This is a genomic window from Gudongella sp. QWL-04, assembly GCF_058683975.1.
On sequence record NZ_CM178754.1, the window covers coordinates 1,362,859 to 1,382,648 of the forward strand.

20 protein-coding genes are annotated in these 19,790 nt (G+C 41.1%); 1 reads left to right on the forward strand and 19 read right to left on the reverse strand.

The genetic code is table 11. From position 1 onward, the window contains the following. From AC4PHB_RS06875 to AC4PHB_RS06935, 13 genes are all read right to left on the reverse strand, one after another. Positions 1-930 (reverse strand): ABC transporter permease, encoded by a 930-nt coding sequence (locus AC4PHB_RS06875; RefSeq protein ID WP_492135714.1) that lies wholly within the window; start codon positions 928-930, stop codon positions 1-3. Further along, a complete protein-coding gene (locus AC4PHB_RS06880) occupies positions 930-2,042 on the reverse strand; it encodes an ABC transporter permease (RefSeq protein ID WP_492135715.1) in 1,113 nt (370 codons plus the stop codon). Before AC4PHB_RS06880 ends, AC4PHB_RS06875 begins: the two co-directional genes overlap by 1 nt. Beyond that, complete coding sequence (locus AC4PHB_RS06885) at positions 2,026-3,534, reverse strand: ABC transporter ATP-binding protein (RefSeq protein ID WP_492135716.1); 1,509 nt, start codon at positions 3,532-3,534, stop codon at positions 2,026-2,028. The genes AC4PHB_RS06880 and AC4PHB_RS06885 overlap by 17 nt, the downstream gene beginning before the upstream one ends. An 82-nt stretch (positions 3,535-3,616) precedes the next feature. Beyond that, on the reverse strand, positions 3,617-4,645 hold the full coding sequence (locus tag AC4PHB_RS06890) for a BMP family ABC transporter substrate-binding protein (protein WP_492135717.1): 1,029 nt from the start codon (positions 4,643-4,645) through the stop codon (positions 3,617-3,619). 55 nt (positions 4,646-4,700) lie between these two features. Continuing rightward, on the reverse strand, positions 4,701-5,489 hold the full coding sequence (locus AC4PHB_RS06895) for a nucleoside phosphorylase (RefSeq protein WP_492135718.1): 789 nt from the start codon (positions 5,487-5,489) through the stop codon (positions 4,701-4,703). Positions 5,490-5,654: 165 nt separating this feature from the next. Beyond that, positions 5,655-6,839 (reverse strand): trans-sulfuration enzyme family protein, encoded by a 1,185-nt coding sequence (locus AC4PHB_RS06900; protein ID WP_492135719.1) that lies wholly within the window; start codon positions 6,837-6,839, stop codon positions 5,655-5,657. A gap of 25 nt (positions 6,840-6,864) precedes the next feature. Next, complete coding sequence (locus AC4PHB_RS06905; protein ID WP_492135720.1) at positions 6,865-8,022, reverse strand: DUF2974 domain-containing protein; 1,158 nt, start codon at positions 8,020-8,022, stop codon at positions 6,865-6,867. Between the two features lie 112 nt (positions 8,023-8,134). Next, positions 8,135-8,998 carry a UTP--glucose-1-phosphate uridylyltransferase GalU gene (gene galU / locus AC4PHB_RS06910; protein ID WP_492135721.1) on the reverse strand — a complete coding sequence of 288 codons (864 nt, stop codon included), beginning with the start codon at positions 8,996-8,998 and terminating at the stop codon, positions 8,135-8,137. Positions 8,999-9,122: 124 nt separating this feature from the next. After that, the gene (locus tag AC4PHB_RS06915) at positions 9,123-9,317 is read right to left on the reverse strand and encodes a hypothetical protein (RefSeq protein WP_492135722.1); all 195 of its coding nucleotides are present in this window, start codon (positions 9,315-9,317) and stop codon (positions 9,123-9,125) included. A 168-nt stretch (positions 9,318-9,485) separates the two neighbouring features. Continuing rightward, positions 9,486-9,734 carry a hypothetical protein gene (locus AC4PHB_RS06920; protein WP_492135723.1) on the reverse strand — a complete coding sequence of 83 codons (249 nt, stop codon included), beginning with the start codon at positions 9,732-9,734 and terminating at the stop codon, positions 9,486-9,488. A gap of 94 nt (positions 9,735-9,828) precedes the next feature. Beyond that, positions 9,829-10,398 (reverse strand): guanylate kinase, encoded by a 570-nt coding sequence (locus AC4PHB_RS06925; RefSeq protein ID WP_492135724.1) that lies wholly within the window; start codon positions 10,396-10,398, stop codon positions 9,829-9,831. Positions 10,399-10,413: 15 nt separating this feature from the next. Then, positions 10,414-11,418, reverse strand: coding sequence for a UDP-glucose 4-epimerase GalE (gene galE, locus AC4PHB_RS06930; RefSeq protein WP_492135725.1), 1,005 nt, complete (start codon positions 11,416-11,418; stop codon positions 10,414-10,416). A gap of 102 nt (positions 11,419-11,520) precedes the next feature. Beyond that, the gene (locus tag AC4PHB_RS06935) at positions 11,521-12,081 is read right to left on the reverse strand and encodes a DUF6512 family protein (protein ID WP_492135726.1); all 561 of its coding nucleotides are present in this window, start codon (positions 12,079-12,081) and stop codon (positions 11,521-11,523) included. A gap of 168 nt (positions 12,082-12,249) precedes the next feature. Between AC4PHB_RS06935 and AC4PHB_RS06940 the strand changes: the two genes are divergently transcribed. After that, entirely contained in the window at positions 12,250-13,128 is an 879-nt protein-coding gene (locus tag AC4PHB_RS06940; protein WP_492135727.1) for a pirin family protein, read from the forward strand. Positions 13,129-13,173: 45 nt separating this feature from the next. Here the strand turns inward: AC4PHB_RS06940 and AC4PHB_RS06945 are convergent, their stop codons facing one another. The 6 genes from AC4PHB_RS06945 to gltS all read right to left on the reverse strand — a co-directional run bounded on the left by AC4PHB_RS06945 (position 13,174) and on the right by gltS (position 19,627). Beyond that, positions 13,174-14,517 (reverse strand): sigma-54-dependent transcriptional regulator, encoded by a 1,344-nt coding sequence (locus tag AC4PHB_RS06945; RefSeq protein ID WP_492135728.1) that lies wholly within the window; start codon positions 14,515-14,517, stop codon positions 13,174-13,176. Further along, the gene (locus AC4PHB_RS06950; protein WP_492135729.1) at positions 14,514-16,094 is read right to left on the reverse strand and encodes a transporter substrate-binding domain-containing protein; all 1,581 of its coding nucleotides are present in this window, start codon (positions 16,092-16,094) and stop codon (positions 14,514-14,516) included. Before AC4PHB_RS06950 ends, AC4PHB_RS06945 begins: the two co-directional genes overlap by 4 nt. Before the next feature lie 125 nt (positions 16,095-16,219). After that, the gene (locus AC4PHB_RS06955; RefSeq protein WP_492135730.1) at positions 16,220-16,795 is read right to left on the reverse strand and encodes a HutD family protein; all 576 of its coding nucleotides are present in this window, start codon (positions 16,793-16,795) and stop codon (positions 16,220-16,222) included. A gap of 34 nt (positions 16,796-16,829) precedes the next feature. Beyond that, on the reverse strand, positions 16,830-17,393 hold the full coding sequence (locus AC4PHB_RS06960) for a cyclodeaminase/cyclohydrolase family protein (protein WP_492135731.1): 564 nt from the start codon (positions 17,391-17,393) through the stop codon (positions 16,830-16,832). 79 nt (positions 17,394-17,472) lie between these two features. Next, positions 17,473-18,372: a glutamate formimidoyltransferase gene (gene ftcD, locus AC4PHB_RS06965; RefSeq protein WP_492135732.1), complete on the reverse strand. Its 900-nt coding sequence runs from the start codon at positions 18,370-18,372 to the stop codon at positions 17,473-17,475. Between the two features lie 13 nt (positions 18,373-18,385). Then, on the reverse strand, positions 18,386-19,627 hold the full coding sequence (gltS, locus tag AC4PHB_RS06970) for a sodium/glutamate symporter (RefSeq protein WP_492135733.1): 1,242 nt from the start codon (positions 19,625-19,627) through the stop codon (positions 18,386-18,388). Positions 19,628-19,790: the final 163 nt, after the last annotated feature.

Genomic DNA, 19,790 nt, shown 5'->3' on the forward strand with positions numbered 1-19,790 from the left:
TCAAACTCTCTTTTCTTTTTTTCTGCTTACTCTGGTAAATCTGGTTCTGTTGGTTTTATTGCTGAAGACAGCAAGAGCGGCTATCGTTGCTATATATGGTACCGTCATTGTCAACTGGCTGGGCACTACATTTTGTATAGAAGCTCCAAAGGCCTGGGCAAATCCGAAGAAAAGACTGGACGCCACTATGAACAATGGGTGGTTCATACCCATACTGGCCGCAGCCATGGCTATAAAGCCTCTGCCTGCAGTCATTCCCTCTGTAAAAAGCGTTACCTGACCTATACTTAGAACTGTGCCTCCTAATCCGCATAAAGCTCCTGACAGAATGACCATAGCCATTCTGGTTCTGACTGCTCTGATTCCAAGGCTCTCAGCAGCTTCTCTGTTGATTCCGACAGAGGTAACTCTGAATCCTGAAACTGTTCTATACAGGTAGATAAACAGTATGATCGCTATTATATATGCTAGGTAATCAATTATTGTCAGGTCTTCAAGCATCCTTCCCAGAAATGGTACGTCTCCAATTACTGGCAGTGATATCTTCTCAAGAGAAATCAGGTTAGAGCCATTGTAGCCTCCCTTAACACCCATTACAAGGAAAAGTAAAATGCTTGTAAGTCCGCCTACCAGGAGATTGACTGAAGTTCCTATGACCATATCTGCAGCATTATACTTTACTTGCAAAACGGCAACTATAACACCTATCAGAGTTCCCGATAATACCCCTGCAAGCACACTTAATAGAAGACTGCCGGTTAGATAATTCACAGCGATCGCTGCAAAGGATGCAATCAGCATCTGTCCCTCCAAAGCGATATTGAACACTCCAGACTGACTGCAAATCGCAGAGCCTAATGCTGCCAGCAGAACCGGAGTAGTAGATCTAATCGTTGAGTTGATCAGTACAGCTAAGTATGCCAATCCCATTAGAATTCCCCTCCTTCTGTGCTGTCACTGCCTGATGCAGCTGAAATCTTTCTTTTTTTCTTAAATCCCAAGAATATTTTCGCCGACACGAACAAAGTTATACATGCCTGAATTACTGTAGACAAGTGAAGTGGAATATTCGATGTCCTTTGAATTGACTGTCCACCTACCTGGAGGCCTGATAAAAATATTGAAGAAAAAAACATACCTACCGGATTTAGCCCCGCTATCAAAGCGGACATCAAACCCGTCCAAGCATAGCTTGTGGTAGTGAACATACCATCTATGAATCTAAACTTCACCCCATAGATTTCAGCTATCCCGGCAAGAGCTGCAATTGCTCCGCTCATTGCCATTGTTGCCAGCATATTTCTATTCTGCCTTACACCGCCATATTTTGCAAAATGTGGGTTAAGTCCAGTCATTCTTGACTCATAGCCAAAGATCGTCTCCTTTGATATAAATATGAAAATCAGTACTACTGCTACTGCCAGTAGAAAACCTGCATTAAAGGTCGTCCTTGAAGAAAGCTTCAAAAATCTTATACCCTCCTCTATTGCAACCGTTTGTGAGGCAAGGCCATCACCTGACCTATCTCTAAGAGGAGATGATACGAAATATGATGTGATATAGCTGGCAATATAATTCATCATCAATGTTGTTATGACAAGAGAAACTTTAAATTTCAAATTAAGGTATGCCGCTATAAGAGCATAGATTCCACCAGCTAACATCCCTGCCAATATTGAAACAACCAATACTAATATTGCAGGACCCGGCATATAGATCGCACATACTGTAGCAGCAAACGAACCTACGATCATCTGCCCCTCAACTCCAATGTTTATATATCCAGCTCTCCACGCTGCGGCTGTTGCTATAGCACATATGATTATCGGAGTAGACCTTGTAAGAGTCTGCATCAGATAATATGCCTGAAAAAATGACTTCCTGAAAAGATCTGAATAAACTGATATAGGATTTTCTCCTGACAATACAATTATTATTGCTCCAATAATAAGACCAAACAGTGTTGCCAGAAAGGGCTGCTTTAGGCTTGCCATGTATTTACTGATTCTCTTGTCACTACCCAGACTAAACTCTGCCTTCAACAGTCGTACCTCCCATCATAAGAAGTCCAAGAGCTTCCGAAGTTGCATCCGCCCTCGCAAATTCTCCATTGATTTTTCCGCCATACATGACATATATTCGATCGGACAATGCCATTATCTCCGAAAGCTCCGAGGAAATAAGGAGTACCCCATCTCCTTTGATTCTTTTATCCAAAATCTGATTATGTATAAATTCCATTGCCCCGATATCTATTCCTCGAGTTGGCTCGGCAGCTATCAAAAGCCTTGAATCTTGCTCGATTTCTCTTGCAACTATAAGCTTCTGGATATTTCCTCCAGACAACTCCTTGGCTTTTTGCTCCATGCTTCCATATCGGACGCTGTAATTTTCAAGAAGGCCTTTTACAAACCCCTTAACGCTTTTCTTTTTGAGTATTCCATTACTGGAATACTCCTCCTTATGCTGATGTCCCATAATGCCAACTTCTGTAAGGTTTGCTTCCTTTGCACAACCTATAAGGTACCTGTCCTCGGGGATATACGAAAGCCCGGAGCTTCTTATTTCACCGACCTCCATAGCAGTTATATTCTTACCATCCAGTACTATTTCTCCCTCTGTAGAATCAAGGAGCCCTGAAATTATATGTATAAGCTCTGATTGTCCATTACCTGAAACCCCTGCTATCCCAACGATCTCACCTGCATCGACATGAAGGTCTATACCATTGATAATGTTCTTACCATCAGAAGTTGAATACTTTAAGTTTTTTACCTCCAGTATCCTGTTTCCGGTTGCTTGCTCAGGGATGACCCTTTCAATCAGCTTTCTCCCAACCATCAGGAAAGACATTTCTTCTATACTTGTTTCTGTTTTAAGCATCTCCTTGACTTTTTTCCCAGAGCGCATTACAATTACCCGGTCTGCTGCCTCCATAACCTCTTGAAGCTTATGTGTAATTAGGATAATGCTTTTCCCAAGTCTTGAAAGCCCCTTGATCGTTTCAATAAGCTCAGTCACCTCTTGAGGCGTCAACACAGCAGAAGGCTCATCAAAAATTATTATATCGGCATCCTGATACAACACTTTAAGTATCTCAGCTCTCTGCTGAAGACCTACAGAGCATTCAGAGATCCTCAGCCTTGGGTCGATGAAAAGCCCATACTTTTGACTTAGATTTTCTACGATCTCCACGGCCTTCTCCCTGTCAAAGAATAATCCATTCTTTTTAGGCTCGCTTCCATACACTACATTCTCTGCAACTGTAAAGGGATTGAATAACATAAAATTCTGCTGTACCATACCAATGCCCTTTTTTATTGCATCCTGAGGGCTTTTAAATTTTTGCAGCTCCCCGTTTATAAATATCTCGCCTTCTGTAGGAAGCTCCAAACCATATAGGATCTTCATTATTGTCGATTTACCAGCGCCATTTTCTCCGACTACTGCCAGAATTTCACCCTTGTTGAGATTCAAGCTTATGTCGTCATTGGCCACCAACGTTCCATTGTATATTTTAGTGATATTTTTCATTTCCAAAAGCAAGCCTTACTCACCTCGCATGATTCATTAATAATTTAGACAAAAGAGGCGGTAACCCGCCTCTTTCCTTATGTTATTTATAGTCTTCCTCTGCAGGCATATTAGTCAAGTCAAGTTTTCCACTTGCAATGTCCTCTGCAATTTGTTTAAGTTTTGCTACTTCCTCATCCGATAGTCTTTCACTTCTCGGATTTTCAGTTTCGTGGGTAACGTGAACAGCACCAATCGTGCCCTCTTTGATACCCCAGGTCTCATCATCACCTGTCCACTCTTCACCTGAGAAGTATTGCTCGAGAAGTACTAAAACTGTATTATAAGTATCTTTTATCTGACTGGAAACTACGTACTTATTGTCAGGACTTGTCAAATCCACGTCCTGGCCAGACGTATAGAATCCCTTTTCCAAAGCGGCTTCAAATACTCCACTGTCCCCACCGGCAGCTGCTGAATTTATAAAGCTTGCTCCCTGTTCAAATTGCTGGATCGCGAATTCCTTTGCTTTAGCAGGGTCATTGTAATTTCCTACATAGTTGAAAGCAAATTTTGCATCAGGATAGATTGTCTTTACGCCTTCCATATAACCATATCTCCACTTCCAGGAACCAGGTCCTTGGTTTACGTGAACAGCACTAAAGAAGTCCTCACCGTCGTCAGCTACCATTGCAGCCATAACTCCAATTAGGTATGCGCCTTCTTGTTCTCTGTAGGAAATACACTTAACGTTTTCAGCCTCTACCTGTGAGTCGATCAAAGCATATTTAGCTGCATCAGGGAACTCGGTAGCAATTTTATTTATAGCTTCTCCTGCCTGCCACCCTCCGCCTATTATCAGGTCAACGCCTTCCTCTACTAGGGCTCTTGCGTTGTCTTCAAATGCTGCTGCATCAGCTGATTCAGCCACGATAGCTTCGAAATCATACATCTCTGCACCCTTGTTCAATCCCTCGATCATCGACAGTATGAATACCTGAGTACCTGCTCTGTCAGTCAACAATGCAATTTTGGGCTTATCTCCTGCTGGTTCAGGGCTGCCTGAGCTGCACCCTGCCAATAGGCTGATAAGAATAGCGATAATTAAAACTAATGACAATCTTTTCTTCATTTGAGTCCCCCCGTGATTTTGATTTGCCCATCGTCAAAATAATACTATACTGCCACTAATACCTCTCAATACTACCCCCCTTATCTTTTCTTATAAGATCCGCGATTGCTTCTCTCACAGTCAAGATCGCTTTTGACATATCCCTATTAGTTTCGTTATCCAAGCCTAACAGTTCTCTCTCCTTATTCCACAGAACATGAAGAACTGCTCCAGCTCTCACTCCCAATATTTGAGCTACAATAAATAATGAGGCACACTCCATCTCTGAAGCCAGAGCTCCGGCTTTTATCCACGCGTTGTATTTATTGACCAGCTCGGCACCTATAGGCATTCTCGAGGGGTCATGCTGACCGTAGAATGAATCCTTGCTTTGAACTACCCCAAGCTTTGCTACTGCTCCCACCTTTTTTGCTGCATCTCTTAAAGCAAGGCTGACGTCAAAGTCTGGAACAGCTGGAAACTCAGGATAGACATACTCGTGAGTAGTACCCTCCTGCCTGATTGCTCCTGTAGGAATAATGATTTCTCCTGCAAGGACATGCGTCTGCATTCCACCACAGCTGCCAATCCTTATTAGTGTATCGACGCCTATCTGTTTTAGCTCTTCAACGGCTATCGCAGTGGACGGTCCACCCATCCCTGTAGATATAACTATAACCTTCTCGCCTTCTATGTAACCTGTATAGCTCTTATACTCTCTGTTCATACCTATGTATTCAGGCTTATCCAGATATTCTGCGATCAGGTCTGTCCTCCCTGGATCTCCAGGAAGAATTGCATACCTTGCCTTCAACTCCGAGCTTAAGCATATCCTTCTGGCAAAAAAATACTCTTCATTACTCACAACACTGCCTCCCAATGATATATTTGGTATTTTCTGTGATATTTATAAATCAAATATTATCAAAGATAGGTGCTTTAGTCAATTATATCGGGACATAATTTGGAATTATATAAGGCGCTAAATTATTTGACCTGGAAACAATCGTATTAGTAGAATTCAAAAAACTTAATCGTTGAACACCTCAAGCGCCTGGTAGAAATCTGCAATCAGATCATCGACATTTTCTATTCCTACTGACAGTCGGAACATACCAGGCGTGATACCCATCCTTCTTCTATCCTCATCAGGCATATGAGCATGAGATGAGGTCACAGGGTGATTAAGTGTTGTCCTTATTCCGCCAAGTGTTGTCGCATAATGAACAAATTTCAGTTTTTTCATAAAAGCGTCGATTTTGTCCATATCCTCAGGAAGGACAAAGCTCATTATCCCAGCCATCCTGTCATTAGACTCGAATAGCCTTAGTGCAAGCTGGTGTTGAGGAAAGCTCTCCAAGCTGGGGTGATTCACTTTAAGAACGTGCGGGTTATCCTCCAATGCTCTGGCAAGAGTAGCTGCGTTTGACATCTGTCTTTCGAGTCTTAAGTCTATGGTTTGTACTCCTCGAATAGTCATCCATGCTGCGAAAGGATCCCCCGGAGTTCCGCAAAGCATGCTTATAGGCTGAACTTTGTTTACTATATCCGCAGTCGAAGTGATCGAGCCTGCAATAGCGTCGCTATGACCGTTAATGAATTTTGTGAGAGAATTAATCACGATATCTGCGCCAAGTTCCAGTGGCTGTATCGACATTGGCGAGGTAAACGTATTGTCAACGATCAAAAGTGCACCAGCTTCATGTGCTATCTTTGCGAGCAAAGGAATGTCTGTAAGTGCCATAGTAGGATTAGCCATTACCTCTGCATAAACTATCTTGGTATTTGGCATCACGGCTTTCCTTATGGCATCCTCGTTTGTGAAATCAACAAGAGTCGACTCCACTCCAAATCTTGGGAGTAGTTTTTTTAAGACATCAAATGTTTCTCCGTAAATACTACTGTTGCAGAGGATGTGGTCTCCTGAGCTGACAAAAGTCATGAGAGTTGATGTGATTGCACCCATCCCCGAAGAGAAAATGAGACTTTTCTCCCCACCTTCCAGGTATGTGATGATTTCAGCCAGAGCTTCTCTATCAGGATTGTTAGTCCTAACATAGGTGTATTTAGAGGCGTAAGCTTCCCTTACCTCCTCAAGACTCTTCATTGTGAAGGAAGTGGTGCAAAAAAGTGGGAACGCTTCAGGTTTGTTAAAATCCATTCCTTTTGTGGTTTTTCCCTTGTACAACATTTCAGTTGCTTTTGTGTTATCCAAATCAAATCCTCCTCTCAAATAAATTCTACTCAAGCTGCTTTTTTGCTTTCCTTATTCTCTTTTTAACAAAATCACTGATATCATCGGTTATGGATTTTACGATCGTCTTATGCCCCTCCGCAAAAAGAAGGTCAAGTGTTGATCTAAGCTGTTTTTGAGTCTCCTTGTCCAAGGTCTTAAGTGCTTTTATCATGGCATCTGCTGCGACTATTTTCTCATTATTTAAGTCGCTAAGGTTCTTTGCGCCGGTACCCTGAAGTATTTCAAACAAAGTATTCACAAACCTTTCCCTATCCTCATTGGATAACTGCGTCAACCATGATCTTACAGCTTTATTTATATTTATTCCATCCTTGCTGAGTCCCGATTTGTAAATAAACTCATTGCCCATAATCTCCCATAAAAATGGATTGTGCTGATACATGGCAAGACCTTTGCTCTTTACGACATAATATTCTTCACCATGCTCGAGGAGCATACCGACAATTGAAGACTCTGGAAGGAATGTCACTATCTTCTCGATAATGGCCTGGTAACCTTGTGTCTGAACAACCTTAGGCTGAAATCCCGGACCGTCATTATTGAATATCTCAATTATACTTTCTCTGTACGGTCCCTCCATATTTGCCGAAGCGTATACGGCAAGGTTTCCTCCCTTTGAATGACCACCCAGATAAAACTCACCTGAGTAGCTTTCCATTACCCATTTGGTATACTTTACAGCCTCCCTTTGAGAATGGACCTCATCCTTAAAGCTCATCTGGAGATCCTCTTTCCAACCTGCTATGGAATCGTCAGTTCCTCTGAATGCAGTGAAATGAAGGTCGTCAAATACTGTAAAAACCATTGCAGAAAACTGCTTTACCCTTTCAATGTCGACCTGGTCCACATATCCTGAAAGCTTAAGTTCACCAAATCTTTTAGTTGCTGCAGCCTTCTCCAGGAATAGTGGGATATCCTTCAAAAATGGCAGGTCCTTCAGGTGCTCAGTCTTTTTAGTTTCTTTAAACTTAGATGCCGCATCCTTTAGGAGTATGTGCCCACTCTCTCCTAGAGCTGGGACAATGCCGCTAAAATCATTATAGCATAGCACCGAAAGGACAAGATTGTCCACTTCATTGAAGTCATCCTGTCTAAAGGTGAGGTCTCCCCTCCAATCCAAATAATCATTGATATTTCCCATAATAGCACCTCTTAACCATTTCACGGCTCTTATAATATTGATTATACCTCAATATTATTAAGTTTCTTAAAATATTTGCAAATAAGGGATGCCTAACCAGGCATCCCCAATACTAATCAATTATTCTCTTCAGGTAGTCCCTGAATTCCTCTCCAATGTCCTTTCTTCTGAGAGCATACTCCACAGTGGCCTCAAGGAAACCAAGCTTGTTTCCTACGTCATACCTCTTCCCCTGGAAGATATAGGCATACATTGCCTCTCTTTCAACAAGAAGCTTCAATGCATCCGTCAGCTGGATCTCTCCGTTTTTTCCCGGCTTTGTCATTTCTATACATTCAAAGATAGCCGGATTTATTATGTATCTTCCAAGGATCGCAATATTAGATGGGGCGGACTCTCTTACAGGCTTTTCAACCAGATATCTTACCTTGTATATCTTATCCTCGATGTGCTTTCCATCTATTATTCCATACTTTGATACATCATCCTCCGAGACCTCCTGGACTCCAAGGATCGTGGTCTTGTATTCGTCATAAACCTCTATCATTTGCTTTAAGCATGGCTTATCACTATATACGATATCATCACCCAGAAGTACTGCAAAGGGCTCATTTGCTATAAAGCTCTTGGCGCAGTGGATCGCATGGCCAAGACCTCTCGGTTCCTTCTGCCTTATGTAGTGGATATTTGCCATATCAGATATCCTTCTGATTTCCTCTAGAAGGTCCTGCTTGTCTGACCTTTCCAGCTCAAGCTCAAGCTCTACGGATTTGTCGAAGTGATTCTCGATCGATGATTTATTTCTGCCAGTGATTATTAGTATTTCCTCAATACCAGAATCAACAGCCTCCTCGATTATGTACTGAAGAGTGGGCTTATCTACAATGGGAAGCATCTCCTTAGGCTGAGCCTTTGTTGCCGGTAAAAACCTCGTCCCCAAGCCTGCTGCTGGAATTACTGCCTTTCTCACCTTCATTTGACTACCTCCTATTAAAAGAAGCAAAGCTCCGTTCTTATCTGTCATTTATTTTACAACATTTATCATTCAGTTGAAAGCCTGAAAAATAAAAACCACAGGTTCATTGACCTATGGCTATCCCTTACGATGCGTTTATTACAGCCGATCTGCGGTAAGCCTCCTTTATTGAGGACCTGTTGGATCTAAGCATGCTTTCCGTTTCCAGATATTCATTTGCAACCGAGCAATATTCATATTTTGCGAGATAATGAATCTCTTCTCCCCTGTACTCCCTGCATTCCATGAGCTCAACGGTTTCAACCTCATGTTCCTGCATACACAGATAACAAAACTTCTTCTTTACTTCGATCCTTCGCACAGCAGCATCACGACCTTTCGCAGATAGAATAATGATATTTGCTCCTATAAAGCATTATAGCAAAAGAAGCCTGATGTGTCACAATATTTAGATATTTGGTGCTAATATTTTTTAACTTGTCATATCCTATCTTTTATCTCTTGGCAGTTCAAGCTGGTGCTTTCTCTCCAGAGCAGCTTCCTTGGCTATTCGATTTTTCTTCACCATATCGGAATTTTCCATGTATCTGCGCGATTTCTTACAGTATTCATAGACTGCATTGAACATGATTTCTTCACCTTTGTATTCGATGCAATCTATGCTTTCTACTATGTCTACCTCGTGGACCTCCTTGCATAAAATGCAATATTTCACTTCGCTACCAAGCTTTTTCATATATACACCTCTCCTGTACAGGCCCTAATAAAGTGGTAACCCGCAAATGCATTATATCAAAAATTAAGACCTAGTATTTGAAGGGCATTCAGGGCTAACACCTATTATCTTCACTCATGCAGCCTATTTTCTCCAAGCCCTTTTCCATAGCTAAGACCAGAAGCTTTGATCTCTCCCAGTTGGCTTCGGAGTTATTTATTATGACATCGCAGTATCTATTAGTTAACTTTACCTCCATCTCATAAGAAGCAAGACGCCTTTCTATCTCAGGCTCATTCCTCTCTCTCATTCTTCTCACACATTCGATCGCAGGAGCTGTAATACCAATGACAAGTATCTTATCTCCGTAACTTTCCTTAAGCTTTTTCGCACCGTTCCTGTCGATTATTATAGAGGCTGAGCTATTGCTGCTGATTACCCGTGATATGGCCTTCAAACTGGTCGCATAGAGAAAACCGTGATATTGGGTATACTCAAGCAGTTCACCCTCCTCATACATCTTCAAGATGTCCTCGCTGGTCGAGAAATGATAGTGAACACCATCAATTTCTCCTTCTCGTGGAGGCCTGCTGGTGTAGGTTACGATTTTCTCCATTTGGAGCTGATTTCTAAGTGTTGTCTTACCCGAACCACTAGGTCCTACAAATGCAATTATGTTTATCATAGGCTCATCTCCCCCCTAAAGTGCCTGATGACTCTTACTTTTTTCAAATCTCCAGGCATCCCTTACCATATCCCCCAGATCTCTCTTTGCTCTCCACCCCAGCTCTCTATAAGCCTTTGACGGATCCGCATAACAAACATCAACATCACCGGGCCTTCTATCTGCAATTACATATGGCACGTCCACCCCGTTCACTTTTTTGAACGTCTCAACCAGTTCAAGCACCGAGGTTCCTTTACCTGTTCCCAGGTTATAAACGTTTATGCCTTTTCCCATCTTCTCAATTGCCTCTGCATGGCCTTCAGCGATGTCAACCACGTGGATATAGTCCCTTACACAAGTCCCGTCCTCAGTATCATAATTATCACCAAATACAGTCAATTTTTCCAGATTTCCAGTTGCTACTCTTGTAATGAATGGCATCAGGTTATTCGGTACCCCCTTTGGGTCCTCGCCTAAAAGCCCGCTCTCATGAGCGCCGATTGGATTAAAATATCTTAGGAGCGTTACTGAAAATGTGGGATAAGCTTTCGAAGTATCTATCAATATCCTCTCGCTCATTGCCTTAGTCTCCCCATAGGGATTAGTCCTCTGCTTTAGCTTCATTGATTCCGATAGAGGCGACGGTTGAGAGCCATATACTGAAGCTGAGGAACTGAACACAAATCTCTCGACACCATGCTCGATACAGAGCTTACTCAATACCATAGTGCTTACTAAATTATTGTAATAATATTGAAGTGGTTTTTCTAAGCTTTCTCCAACTGCCTTGAACCCAGCAAAGTGTATCACACCATCGTATGCACTTTTCTCAAATATCCTTCTCATGGAAGCCTCAACAGTTGCATCATCTATGTAAAGCTTTGGCTTCATGCCGGTTATCAATTTGATCCTGTCTAATACACCTTCTCTTGAATTTGAGAGATTATCAATGATCTCGACCTCATGCCCTCTTTCAATTAGCTCGATGACCGTATGGCTTCCAATAAACCCAAGACCTCCAGTAACTAGTATCCTCATGATCAGTTCTCCTTGCATATCGCTTTCATGCATCACTCTTATGCTTTGATTATAGCAAAACATTTGGCCGATGTCCTTTATTGAAGCTAAACTATGATGGCTTTATTTGATAATTTCATCATCTCTTTCCTTGTATATCCCATAGGTGTCTGTCAGTGAATCTTTGAAGTAATCGGTTCTAGGAGGACCATAGGTAAACTTCACAAAAACAAAAATTGACAACACCAAAATGATCCAGGCTATAACAGTATACAAAGCCTTTGTTTCAAGTATTTCCATAAGCTGATATCTTAAAAATTGACCCACTAATGCTCCCAGAATAAATGTAAGCATATGAATAGGCAGATGTGATTCTCCAAAAAATAGTTCATATAATTCGATTCCACCAAATGTTATGATTAAAAAAGCTCCAATTCCTGCCACAAGTGGTAATAGGTATGGAATTCTTATAGGCCTTGTAAAAATATATTCCAAGATCCCGATTATGAGCATAGGAAAAAATGCTATTTTCCAATGCTCCCATTTGCTTTCATTTACAGGGCTTATTATCCCTAAAAATTCTATCCCTGTTGCCTTGTATAGTTCATGAAACATTAAGCCGACGACTATGACTGCCATAGTTGTAATTGTGTGTATAGAGCTTATATTCATCCTGCTGCTCATGACCCTCATCTCCTTGTTTAGAAGAGTTAATTATCCGGTTTATTTATACCCAGTTGAATAATTCTCCGAATTTATCTATACTATCAGCTTTTCAAGCTCTATTGATTGTTTGTTTTCTATATAACACTCTGGGTAAATATCAATCACAATACTAAAAGGAGTGATTCGATGAGTACATACAGGCCAATTGAAGATATCTTTACCGTAGAAAAGGAGCACTGGGTCGGCAATGGATTTAGAGTCAGAAACTATTTCCCGGGTGGAAGGAACCTTCTTCAAAGGTTTACTCCTTTTGCTCTGATGGACTACAATGCCCCAAGAGAGTTCCCTCCCTCAGAGTCCTCAAAGGGAATAGGGCCTCATCCCCACAGAGGGATAGAGACAGTTACCTTCGCATTCCAAGGGGCAGTGGAGCACCATGACAATGCAGGAAACCATGGAATAATCTATCCAGGAGATGTTCAGTGGATGACTGCAGGAAAGGGCATTATGCACAAGGAATATCACGAAAAGGAGTTTCAGACTAAAGGCGGTATGTTTCAAATGATACAGCTCTGGGTTAGTCTCCCTAAAAAGGATAAGTATACTGACCCAATGTATCAGGAAATAACGAACAGCATGATGGGTAAGACTGATCTGCCAGAAAGATCCGGGGCTGTTACCGTTGTTGCAGGTGAATTTCTGGGAGCTAAGGGGCCTGCTCATACCTTCTCTCCTATGAACATATATATCCTGGATTTGAACGAGAATTGTACAGTTTCTCTTAATGAACCCTTTGACTACAATACAGGCATCCTTATGATATCTGGCTCAGCTATTGTAAATGGATCTCCAGTTAAAGAAAATGATTTTATACTATTTCAGAATAATGAGGGTACTATAGAGATCAAGTCAGAAGATTCCACTGTCAAGCTGATCGTATTAAGCGGGGAACCGCTAAATGAACCTCAGGTAGGTTCCGGTCCATTTGTTATGAACACAATGGAGGAAATAAGGCAGGCTTCCCTCGACTACAGGGAAGGAAAATTCGGAACAGACAAGTTTTAAATTTCAAGATGCCCTGGATCCCAGGGCATTTATTATTAAAGCTATCTAAAGCTCATATTCCTTGATCTTATACCGCAAGGACCTCTCACTTATCCCAAGGCTTTCTGCGGTCCACTTTCTATTTTGCCTGTTATTCTCCAAAGCAAACCTGATAGCTTTCTTTTCGATGTCCTTAAGTGACTCTCCCTCATAAATCTTAACGTGTTTTTCACTTGAATCATGATCGCCTCTTATAAGCTTAGGATTGTTCAAATTGAGTGATTCTAAACCAATCTGGTCTTCTCCGCTTAAAAGAACAGCCCTTTGGATTATATTCTCAAGTTCTCTAACATTCCCTGGGAAGCTGTAGCTCTTCAGCTGTTCCATAGCTTCTTCTGTGACACCCTCGACTTCCTTGCTATAAGCGATCCTGTACTTGCCAATAAAATGAGGTACCAGAAACTCCAAATCCTCAACTCTGTCCCTGAGAGGAGGAGCTACAATATTTATCACGTTGATTCTATAATAGAGATCCTCTCTGAAATTACTTAGCTTGATTTGTTCCTTAAGATCTCTGTTGGTGGAGCAGATAACTCTTACATCTACAGGGAAGTTTTTTTCATCTCCGATCTGCCTTACTTCCTTCTCCTGAAGAAATCTTAACAGCTTCGACTGAAGCCTAGTATCCATCTCACCGATCTCATCTAAAAAAAGTGTCCCTTTGTCGGCTTTTCTGATGAGCCCGATATCCTCCTTGAAAGCGCCGGTAAAGGAGCCCTTCTTATACCCGAAAAGCTCACTTTCAAGGAGCTCGCTGGGCATAGCTGCACAATTTATTGCAATAAATGGTTTTTTAGCTCTATTGCTGCTGGTGTGGATGGTTTGGGCTATCAGTTCCTTACCTGTTCCGCTTTCTCCAGTTATCAGGACGGTCGCATCGGTATCCTTTATCTTATCGACAACTTTTCTTATATCAAGAATAGACTTCGATTCACCGATCAAGGTCTTTCTAAGATGACCCTGTAGCTGATCCAGTTCCTTCTTCAAATCAAGTTTCTCAGAAGCAGTGCTCAATAATATTAAAAGTTGATCATTGTCGATTGGCTTGGTAATGAAATAGTATGCCCCGGCCTTTATGGCCCTTATAGAGTTATCTATCGTCGAATACGCTGTCATGATGATGACAATAGCGCTTGGATCCAGGATGAGGAGCTCTTCCATGAAATTCAGACCGCTTCCCTCAGATAATCTTAGATCAAGAAGCACAAGATTTATCTTCTCATCAATGAATATCCTCTTCCCATCAGTCGTGTTATCACTTGTAAATACCTGGTATTCATCCTCCAGGAGGAATTTAAGCGCCCGAAGAATTTTTGTTTCATCATCAATAATCAGTATCTTGGTTTTCATTTACTCACACCCTTCATGACCGTTAGATATACTCCAAATCCCTTGCTCCCCTCATTTGGCTTAGCCAGGATATTCCCTCCATTTTCCTCGATCAGCTTTTTGACTATGAACATACCGACGCCGTTGCCATTTTCTTTGGTCGTGTAGAAAGGCTCAAATATATAATCGAGCTGTTCCTCCTTCATGCCATAACCGTTATCTATGAATTCAATCTTCACAACTTTCCCTTCTGTATACCCCTTTATACTGATTGTTGGATCTTCAGTGCCTGCTAAAGCATCTCTTGAATTTAGGAGAATATTTATTACTATTTGCTTGAAATGTCCCAGGTCAAATTCAATAAATACATCCAATGGAACATCTATCCAGATATTGATATCCCTTATCTGAAGTTTTATAAACTTGATCGCATTCTCAAGCTCATTTTTTAGGTTCAGGACCCTTTTTTGTGGCTTACGAGGGGACGTAAACTCCATGAATTCTGAGATTAGAGCATCTATCCTATCTATTTCCTCAGGTATGTCCTCTGAGGCAGCCATCATAAATTCTTTGTTATCAAGCTTATCCTTCATCTGAGTTGTATATATCTTAACTGAAGTCAGTGGATTCCTTATCTCATGAGCTAGTGAGGATATTATCTTATCCATGAATTGAAGCTTGTCGTAATTCCTAAGCTCATTTACTAAAACTTTTTCTTCATTTGTCTTTTCCTCTATGATTCTCTTAAGTCTTCTGTTGACCAGCTGTATAACGAAAACCAGCATCATTAGTGCAAAGATAGAAAGAAGAAGTATCTTAATCTGAAATTCTGTCTCTTCTCCAGAGTTCCTAATGGGGGTACCAAACCACTTTCTGTGGATGGCATCATACATTCCATTTGACTGGATCTCGTTTAATCCATCATTTAACTTTTTCAAAAGAATTGGATCATCTTTCGATACGGCCATGGAGTATTTTTGTTCATTCAACGTCTCGCCGACTATCTTGACCTGATCGATCCAGCCCTTCTCATTGCAGATATAATTCACTGTAAGTGTATTTCCAACCATAGCATCTACACGTTTGTCGACTAGTGCTGCAACTGCTTCCTCCATGGTGTCAAATTGAACTATTTTTATGTCTTTTATCCTGCTTAATTGGAAATAAACAATATCCTCCTTCTGAACTGACACATGCTTCCCAACAAGATCTGAAGTGCTGCCGATGGAGTAATTTAAGCCCAGGACAAAGATAGACTGAGAATTCATTAATAGTGAGTCGGTAAAGCTAAACTTTTCCCTTCTCTCATCTGACTCCTTCATACCTTGTATTATATCTGCCTGTTCCCTCTCGATAGAATGGAATGCATCCTCCCATTTCATGGGAATGAACTGAAACTCCATACCTGTCACAAGACCTATAGCCTTAAGAAGGTCTACATTAAAGCCTTTATAGACTCCGTCAACATCCAGAAACTCGTATGGTGGAAATTGAATATCTCCAGCTACCCGATATGTTTCAACATCCTCATATCCGAAGGAAACGGAAGCTGTTAGGAGTAGAAGTATTAAGGTCAAAGCAAGTATCTTCTTGATCATTATTCCCAGCCTTTCAATACTATTGAATCAATAGCTATATATTATCACGAGGATAAACTTAACTCCAGAAAAAGCTGGTTTCTTTCTTTAAAAATGCCCCTATCGTTTCGATAGAGGCATCCAGATCATTTCAAAATATATTCAGTTACTATTACCGGCGACTTGGCATTAAATATCCTTATCTGCTCTTCACTATCCGTCTCAACTACATAAAGTGAGAATCCACCAAGACTTATTTTTTCTCCAAAGCTTATATGCTCGATCTCAAAATCATCCATTGAGAAGAATCCAGCAATTGCGGACTTCCTTATGAAGTACTCCTCACCCTCCAAAAGGACCTGAAGCTTTGCTAAGCTTCCGCTCTTAACTATAAAATTAAAGTCTCTGCAGTCGGGAGAGTTCATAGATCTGGTCGCCCAAGCCCCATCGAAGTACTCCACCTCATACGGCTTAAGGCTTCTATTATACAAGCCTTTGTGATAGATATCGAGCTCTCCCTCTAATGGCAATATATACCTTTGATAACCTGTAAAATCAGAAAAAGTCGACTCTGTTGTCGTAAAGGTTGCAGAGGAGATCCTCCATAAAAAATCCCTTTCTGCGAATACCGAATTCTCAGGGTATATGGCTAGCTGAGTGGTTTCTCCACCTGCCCACTTGGTGGTAATGAAATCTTCCTTACTGAGTATTTTAGCCTTCATATGACCCACCTTCCTTTTATCTAAGGACTTATAGCTAATCTATCTTTAACTCAACTAAAGCCTTATTGAACTCAGCAAGCTTCTCTTCATCCTTTACCAGAGGAAGATTAGCTTCAATATTCATCAGACAACCATTAGTCCCGATCTTGGCAAGCTCGAAACCGATAACAAGGTCTGATTGGCAATTTGGATTGGTTTTTCCGTCAAGCTCCTTGCCGATATCATAAACCCTTCTGCAAAGCTTTGCGTTCTCCATTGGAGCTGATGCACCAACTACTCCTGCATCGGCAATTGCCTTCTTTCTTATTTCCTTCTCCTCATCAGTTTCTTTAGGAAGCTTATAAGCGTTTATGATCACCCCATATGCGTTGGCATCAGTGACGATCCCTGCCAGAAGCTTTTCTCTTATATCCTCCAGCTCCTTTGCATACTCAAGCTGAGCCTCTGCTGACAAGCCGTAGTCCTTCTTGGTAGAAAGCTTGCATACCATTCCGATAAGGCCACATGCCAACGCTCCGGAAAGTGCAGATGCACTTCCACCCCCAACAGTTACATCATCTGTATCAAGTATAAGCTCCATTATATCCTTGTAATTCATGATCTATTCACCTCTTAGTATGGTTTTTAAGACATAGGGCTCGCCGTCAGCAAGCCCTATGGTGTCTACTTATAAAATTTTACTGTTCGTCTAAAAGTCTCTTCTCCAGGATCTGCTCTATACTGAAGTTCTCGATTTGCAGATAATACTCAGCTACATCAAGAAGTGATTTCATTGGAATAGTACCAATTACTTCACTTCCAACTACGTTGACCCCATATCTTCTGGCTTCCATCTTGACCATTTCAAATGCCTGATAAACTGCTGACTTCTCATAGTTTACAAGGTTCATTGAAACCTGAGTCTGATTTCTTTCTTCAAGCTTAAGTCCGATAGCCTTGACGTATCTTAAGCCGCCTCCAAGGTGTCTTACCTTCTTAGCTATTTTATCTGCGATCTCAACATTTGGCGTATCCAGGTTTATGTTGAAGGCTACCAATGGAACTCTTGCTCCAACAGCAGTTGCTCCACTTTTAACGTTCATCTCCTGCGGACCAAAGTCCGGCTTCCACTCTTCGTCTTTTATCTTTTCAAAAAACCCTTCGTATTGTCCCTTTCTTACAGATGCTAGATTTCTTCTGTCTTCCTTAGTACATGCATCTTCATATAGGTACACGGGAATTCCCCAGCTTCCAAGCTCAGCTCCTACTTCCTTAGCCACCTCGATACACTCGGCAATAGTGACGTTTGATACTGGAGTGAATGGCACTACGTCCGTTGCACCCATCCTTGGATGAGCTCCCTCATGCTTAGTCATGTCGATAAGCTCTGCAGCCTTTTTAGCAGTATTGATCGCAGCCAGCTTTATTACATCAGGTGCTCCTATCATCGTAAGTACTGTTCTGTTGTGATCTTTGTCAGATGAGTAGTCCAGTATTGTTATTCCTTCAATTTTTCTGGCTTCATCTACAATTTTTTCTACGATTGCAGAATCTCTGCCCTCACTAAAATTTGGTACACATTCCATTAACTTCTTCATAATTACCTCCTGATTACTTAACTAGATCTACGACAAACGTCTTAATAAACCAAATTGTTTGTGGTTGGTATATAATGTCTACAAGGAAGGCACCCACTATAGGTACGATCATCATGGCTTTTCTGCTCATGCCATATTTCTCGTTTACAGCTGTAAGGTTAACTATAGCTGTAGGAGTTGCTCCCAAACCATGTCCTAAAAGTCCTGCACACATAACAGCAGCATCGTAGTTCTTCCCTAGTATTCTGAATACCACAAAGTATGAGAATAAAACAAGGAATATTACTTGACACATCAATACTATCAACATAGGACCTGCAAGGTCTGCCAATTCCCACATTTTCAATGTCATCATGGCGATTGATAGATATATTCCAAGAGATACGTCGCCTATACCATCGACTAGTGAATAGTCGAATCTGTACCAGTGGGTCTTTTCGTTGATGTTTCTTAAGAATACTGCAATAAACATAGCTCCAACATAAGTAGGGAATGACATATCTATAAGCTTGCCTATCCAACCTGAAACTATAGTTCCTAGTGCCATACAAACTAGTATAGCTGTAACGTTCTTAGAAATGTCCAAACCAGTCAATTTATGACCGCTTGCTACGTTTATCTCTTCAACGCTAGTATCAAGATCAAGACTATGGTCTGGCTTTAATTGATATTTTTCAATAAGTCTTCTAGCAACCGGACCACCTACTATAACTGATGAGATCAAACCGAAAGTTGCAGCTGCAGCTCCTACAAGTTTACCAGCCTGATATCCCATTTCTTCAAATGTTTGACCGTAAGCAGCTCCTGCTCCGTGACCGCCTATCATAGTGATTGCACTTGATAATAATCCGTATGCCGGCTCAAGACCGGTAATATTTGAAATGGCGATTCCGATTCCGTTTTGGAATATGGATACAACACCTGCAACTAACCAATAAATAATAAGTAAAGTTCCGCCTTTTTTAAGTAAGGATATACTTGCTCCAAGCCCTACGGTTGTAAAGAATGCAAGCATAAAGAATGATTGCAGTGTAGTTGTAAATACGAAAGAAAATGAACCTGTTGTGTAACCTATCCAGGTAACCAGCATAAATAAAAATCCGCCTACAACCGGTGCAGGAATACAGTATTTCTCAAGGAATTTGACCTTGCTCTTAATAAAATAACCAAGAATAAGTAGTACAGCCGCCATAGCAGTAGTCATAGTCATATCAGTATTGATGGTAAACATGTTTTCAATCATTTCGAATGACATTTTTTTTCCTCCTTTTAAATTGGTTTAGCTCCTTTGATCAAATTTTAAGGATAACGGTTTCTGTTCACGCCCCTCTCTGAAAAATTCAAAACACCTGTCCACTTAATACTTATGCAAAAATCGAGCCAACTGTTTGTTTTTTAACAAGATGTGTAATTTGAGA